This window comes from Deinococcus frigens DSM 12807 (genome assembly GCF_000701425.1).
In the GTDB taxonomy this organism is placed as follows: domain Bacteria; phylum Deinococcota; class Deinococci; order Deinococcales; family Deinococcaceae; genus Deinococcus; species Deinococcus frigens.
In genome coordinates, this window is sequence record NZ_JNIW01000113.1 from 1 (window position 1) to 4,420 (window position 4,420).

The 4,420-nt window shown below is 58.5% G+C and carries 7 protein-coding genes; 2 read left to right on the forward strand and 5 right to left on the reverse strand.

Annotated features, from left to right (window positions below; translation table 11 throughout):
* Positions 1-333: hypothetical protein (locus Q322_RS24280; protein WP_211248943.1), on the forward strand; the 333-nt coding region annotated here is incomplete at its 5' end.
* A gap of 109 nt (positions 334-442) precedes the next feature.
* Here the strand turns inward: Q322_RS24280 and Q322_RS0119540 are convergent.
* From Q322_RS0119540 to Q322_RS0119555, 4 genes are all read right to left on the reverse strand, one after another.
* Positions 443-991, reverse strand: coding sequence for a DUF4142 domain-containing protein (locus Q322_RS0119540; RefSeq protein WP_029479524.1), 549 nt, complete (start codon positions 989-991; stop codon positions 443-445).
* 163 nt (positions 992-1,154) lie between these two features.
* Positions 1,155-2,003: a manganese catalase family protein gene (locus Q322_RS0119545; RefSeq protein ID WP_029479525.1), complete on the reverse strand. Its 849-nt coding sequence runs from the start codon at positions 2,001-2,003 to the stop codon at positions 1,155-1,157.
* Between the two features lie 310 nt (positions 2,004-2,313).
* Entirely contained in the window at positions 2,314-2,817 is a 504-nt protein-coding gene (locus tag Q322_RS0119550; protein ID WP_034419376.1) for an IS630 family transposase, read from the reverse strand.
* Complete coding sequence (locus Q322_RS0119555) at positions 2,817-3,164, reverse strand: winged helix-turn-helix domain-containing protein (RefSeq protein WP_029479527.1); 348 nt, start codon at positions 3,162-3,164, stop codon at positions 2,817-2,819. The genes Q322_RS0119550 and Q322_RS0119555 overlap by 1 nt, the downstream gene beginning before the upstream one ends.
* Positions 3,165-3,172: 8 nt before the next feature.
* Here Q322_RS0119555 and Q322_RS23710 point away from each other — a divergent pair, with 8 nt between their 5' ends.
* Positions 3,173-4,108, forward strand: a complete 936-nt coding sequence (locus Q322_RS23710; protein WP_156953184.1) for a stalk domain-containing protein — start codon at positions 3,173-3,175, stop codon at positions 4,106-4,108.
* Here Q322_RS23710 and Q322_RS0119565 read toward each other — a convergent pair.
* The coding region (locus tag Q322_RS0119565; RefSeq protein ID WP_029479528.1) for a tyrosine-type recombinase/integrase at positions 4,105-4,420 on the reverse strand (316 nt) is incomplete at its 5' end. The genes Q322_RS23710 and Q322_RS0119565 overlap by 4 nt on opposite strands.

A 4,420-nucleotide genomic window follows, 5' to 3' on the forward strand; every position in this document is an offset into this window, starting at 1 on the left:
GCAGCGTCCCAGACGATAAATCTTGACCTGCTCGCGTGGGGCGGTTTCTGCCATTCTCTCGCCTTCCTCCGCTCCCCCGCATCTCAAAAGCCCAGTGTCTCAATGCTGTCGTCACGCCTTTCATCATTTTCCCGAACCGATCACGCCTATCCAATTTCGCTAGACCAGTCTGGCGATTACTCTGGGATTCTCCCGCCAGGAGAGGTTTTTTCTGATTATGCAGGTGCAACTCCTGAGCAAATGGGCAATCAGCCCCTGAAGGGGCTGATTGCCATTACTTGTCACCTGATACGAACTCCGATTGAAAGGTGTCGACAACGCCTGGAAATCTGAGCAAAGCGAGAGGGAGAAAGCGGGTCCCGGACGTGAAGTGGATCAACCGGCACTGTCCCAGTGTATGCACGAAACAAACGGAATCCGTATGAGATTGTGCAGAGCTGCGCTACTCGCCTGGCAAGCCCTTGGCCATCTCCAGATGTCCGGCCACGATCGGCTGAATCTTGGCGGCGTAGGCCAGTGCATCCGTGTCCTTGCCGAAGCTCCGGTACGTCTTGATCAGGGTCAGGGTCATGTCGTGACCGCCCACCTGTACCTTCTTATATTCGGCATCGAAAGCCGCGCCAGACAGCATGGACAGCTTGTTGCTCTGAAGCCGCTGAGCAGCCCCCGGCTTGTCGGCCAGTTTCACGCCCTTTTTAACTGCCAGAGCGTTCAACTCATCCTGAGCCTTGGTGTGGTCGGTGATCATCATCTGTGCAAAGGCGCGTACTGCGGTGTTCCCACTTTTTTGCAGCGCCAGGCGCGAGGTAGCGATCTCAGCCAGGTTGCTCATGGTGGCTGTTTCCATGAACAGCACGTCGGTGTCATTGCTGGTCTGGGCCGTGGATATCCCCGGCGTCATGGCCGCTGGTCCAGCCCCACCTGCGGAGGCGGTGGGCAGCAGCAGGACGAGGCTGGTCAGCAAGGCTACGGATTTGAAAAACTTGGGCATGATTTATCTCCGGGAGCGTGAATTTGAGAGGATAGGCCGCCGCATTTTTGGAAGCGGACGAAAGGGAGCGGGCCTGCGTCTTCGACCCGTCTCTCTCGGCTTTGAGGAAACAGGGCGTACAGATCCGGCGGCCCGAGGGCCCCCCTCCTCTGGTGCCACTCGATCACTCGTCGCCTGCCGTCGCTTCCATCTGCTGCTTCTCGGCATACGCCTGGGGCATCGGCGGGGCCAGCTTCGGCTCCTGCCCCATCGGCTTGACCGCGTTCAGACGGAATTCGCCCAAGCCATCCAGCGACTCGCCGCTTGTCCAGCGGCCCGACGGCACTTCCACGCCGTCCACGCCCGTGAAGAAGTAGTCGTAGCTGACCTCGCGCAACTCCTCTTCCACCGGGAAGGAGTTGGGAATGGGCAGCACGCCTTTGTGGCCGCCCAGTTCCTCGATCACGGCCAGCCACTGCTGCTGGTGCATGGTGTCGCGCGCAATCAGGAAGCGCAACATGTCCTTCATGCCGGGATCGTCGGTGGCCTCGAACAACCGGCAGGCCAGGGCGCGGCCCGTGGCCTCGGCGGTCACGTTGGCGTACATGTCGGCGGCGATATTCCCGCTGGCGTACACGTGCGAGCCGTTAAAGGGAACGCCGTTGGCATCGGAGGCCAGCGCCGCCATGCCCGCCGAGAGGTACTGGCGCGGGTCCATGCCGCCCATTAAAGCTTCCACCACCGGGTTCGCGGCAGCCACCTGCTCCTTGAGTTTGGAGGGCGCACCTTCCAGGTTCAGGGCCACGGCGGTGGCCAGCATCTCGATATGGCCGATTTCCTCGGTGCCCGTGGACATCAACATGTTGCGGTACTTGGCGGGGCCACGCGCACCAAAGGCCTGAAACAGGTACTGCAGGCAGACTCGAATCTCGCCCTCCACGCCGCCGATAGCCTGCTGGAGCAGCCGGGCAAAACGGGGATCGGGGGTATCGACGCGGACGGTGTATTGCAGCTTGTTGTCGTAGTAGAACATGGAGACCTCCCTTCTGAAAAGAGCTGCTGCACTTGGTATGGAGCGGCTTTCAAGCCATTACAGCAGTTCGCTGACCTGAGGCTATGAGTGTGGCCTTGGGCGGGCCGGAAGCTGATCTTCACGGCGATTTCATAAGGTGTGGTCGGCTAATATCTAAAATTTAAGGGGTTCACAAGCCCTATTTTATTAAAGCTTGGCTCATCCTGCGTTCCGGAGAGTTGATCCTAGAAGCAAGGATAACATCGGCTCCAGCAGTGAACATCCACGACACCGGATGTTGTGCATAAGTAGCTGGCGGGCGAAAAACTGGTCATATGGCGATGCCCCAACCGGCGTTGAGGACGGCCTGACGAAGCTGTGGCTTGGTTTCGTAAAATCGCCCTGGTAACTCGTGATATTTCAACACGCGCCACTTGCCCTCCATTGGGTTCAGTTCTGGGCTGTAGACCGGCAAATACACCACCATCAAACCACGTTCACGCCAGTGTTCTCGTTGCCCAGACACCGCCCGACAGGTATGAATGCTGGCCTGATCCACGATAACCAGGGTGGGACAGATAGGGTCTGCGCGCTGGGCCAGGGTCTCCAGAAAATCCACGGTGTCCTGGCCGGTGGTATTGCCCTCAATCTCGCGGTAGTGGATTTCGCCACTGGCGAAGTCCACGGCACCCATCAAGTTCAAGCGGGCCGTGATGCCCCGTGCTTTGGAGGCCGGAACCGCCATCGGTTGCCCGATGGCCGCCCAGGTGTAGGTATTGGGTTGTGTGAGCCACACCGCCGACTCGTCCAGAAACAGCAGTCGAAGCAGGCCCATCAAGGCCCCTTTTTTATCGCCTCCAGATCGGCTTTGAAGGCGGCTTTGCCGTCGGGATCAGCCTGTCCGGCCACCACCAGACGGGTCCGCTGCCAGCTCATCCCGGCGTGGTGCAACTGGGTTCGCATGGCGGTGCGCCCCACGGTGACCCCATACCGCTCAAAGACGTAGGTCACCAGGCTACGGGAAGTCCAGACCTGCTGACCTGCGGTGATCTGCTGCCAGACATCGGCGATGATTTCGGGCGTCAGCACGCTGGTTCTACCAGGGTGGACGCGCTCTTGGAGCGCGTCCAGGCCGCCCTGTCGGTACAGTGAGATGATCTTCCGCACACTGTCGGCATTCATGATGCCTAGTGCCTCAATTTGCCGGGAAGAGCAGCATCACACTCAATATCTACTGTGGAGCCATCATGATGATTTCACCTCACCTCCAGCGGCAGTTGTGGCGCAGTGGACTGGCATTTGCGGTGGCTTGTGCAGGCATGGCCTGTGCAGGCGGAACGCTAGCGCAGCCCGAGGTATCTACTGGGCCATTCATCAACGTGAATGGGAAATATGTGCTGTACACGTACCCTTTGGCCCCCTATACCAAGCAGGGTATGGTCTATGTGCCACTGGTATCGTTCGCGGAGCTGCTGGGCATCCGCGTGACTCAGACGACGAACCACGGGGCAATCACGTTGCTTTTGAACGGCAAGACGATCACCTTCAAGCAGTCGCGCACCCAGTTGACAAGCGGACTGACTGGGGGCATTCGCGTGCCGATTGAGCCGCTCAATGGCGGCGAGCTGGCCGTGGCCTTGCCGCCGTTGCTTGACGCCCTCAAGATCACTTACCGTCTTGAGGCTTCTGGCCTCCGTATTACGGATCAGCGGTTCCTCAACCCATACGTTCCGCCTTACCCGCGCTTCGATTATGCCAATGGTCTGCCAAATCGCTACAAGGACTGGGATGGCTATTTCGTTGATCAGTTGTATCCAGAGAACTCAGACTTCGTTCCTTCACGCTTTTCTTTGACTAGAACAGCCAATATCTCAACCGTAAAAGCGCAGTTTAATTTAAAACAATTCAGGCAAACTGGTAGCGGCCTGTCAATGTTGGTATACAATTCAAATGGTACTGTAAGTGTCAAAGGCGATGGTTTGAAGCCCCCTCCAGAATCACCACCACGGCCACGATCAGATTTTTGTCAATATAGTGGAGCAAGTGTATTGTGCAAGACGAGCATCAATTTTGCCAAAGGCGGTCACATTAAATACATACTCATCCACGCTTTCAGACAGCCCTAGCGGAGAGACGGTACTTGACGACGCCACTGCCGCAGTTCCTGGTCTGCGGCCCCGTCGCTGATTTCCGCGTAGCGCAGCGTGGTTTGAATGTGCTGGTGTCCCAGCCGTTTACGGATGGTGGCCAGACTCACGCCCCCATTGACCAGCTCTGTCGCGTGGCTGTGCCGGAGCTGATGCAACGTGCAGCGGACTTCCGCCTGAGCCGCGTACCCCTGCCAGCGGGCCTGCACACTCTGGTAGCGCAGTGGGCCGCCCCGCCCATTCTTGGTGGCCTGGAACAGTGGTCCATGCGTGAAGGCCAGCGTCTTCAGG

Excerpts from the sequence above, each read along its gene's own strand:
- Q322_RS0119540 (WP_029479524.1), bottom strand. The coding sequence starts at position 991 with ATGCCCAAGTTTTTCAAATCCGTAGCCTTGCTGACCAGCCTCGTCCTG.
- Q322_RS0119545 (WP_029479525.1), bottom strand. The coding sequence starts at position 2,003 with ATGTTCTACTACGACAACAAGCTGCAATACACCGTCCGCGTCGATACC.
- Q322_RS0119550 (WP_034419376.1), bottom strand. The coding sequence starts at position 2,817 with ATGGGCCTGCTTCGACTGCTGTTTCTGGACGAGTCGGCGGTGTGGCTC.
- Q322_RS0119555 (WP_029479527.1), bottom strand. The coding sequence starts at position 3,164 with ATGAATGCCGACAGTGTGCGGAAGATCATCTCACTGTACCGACAGGGC.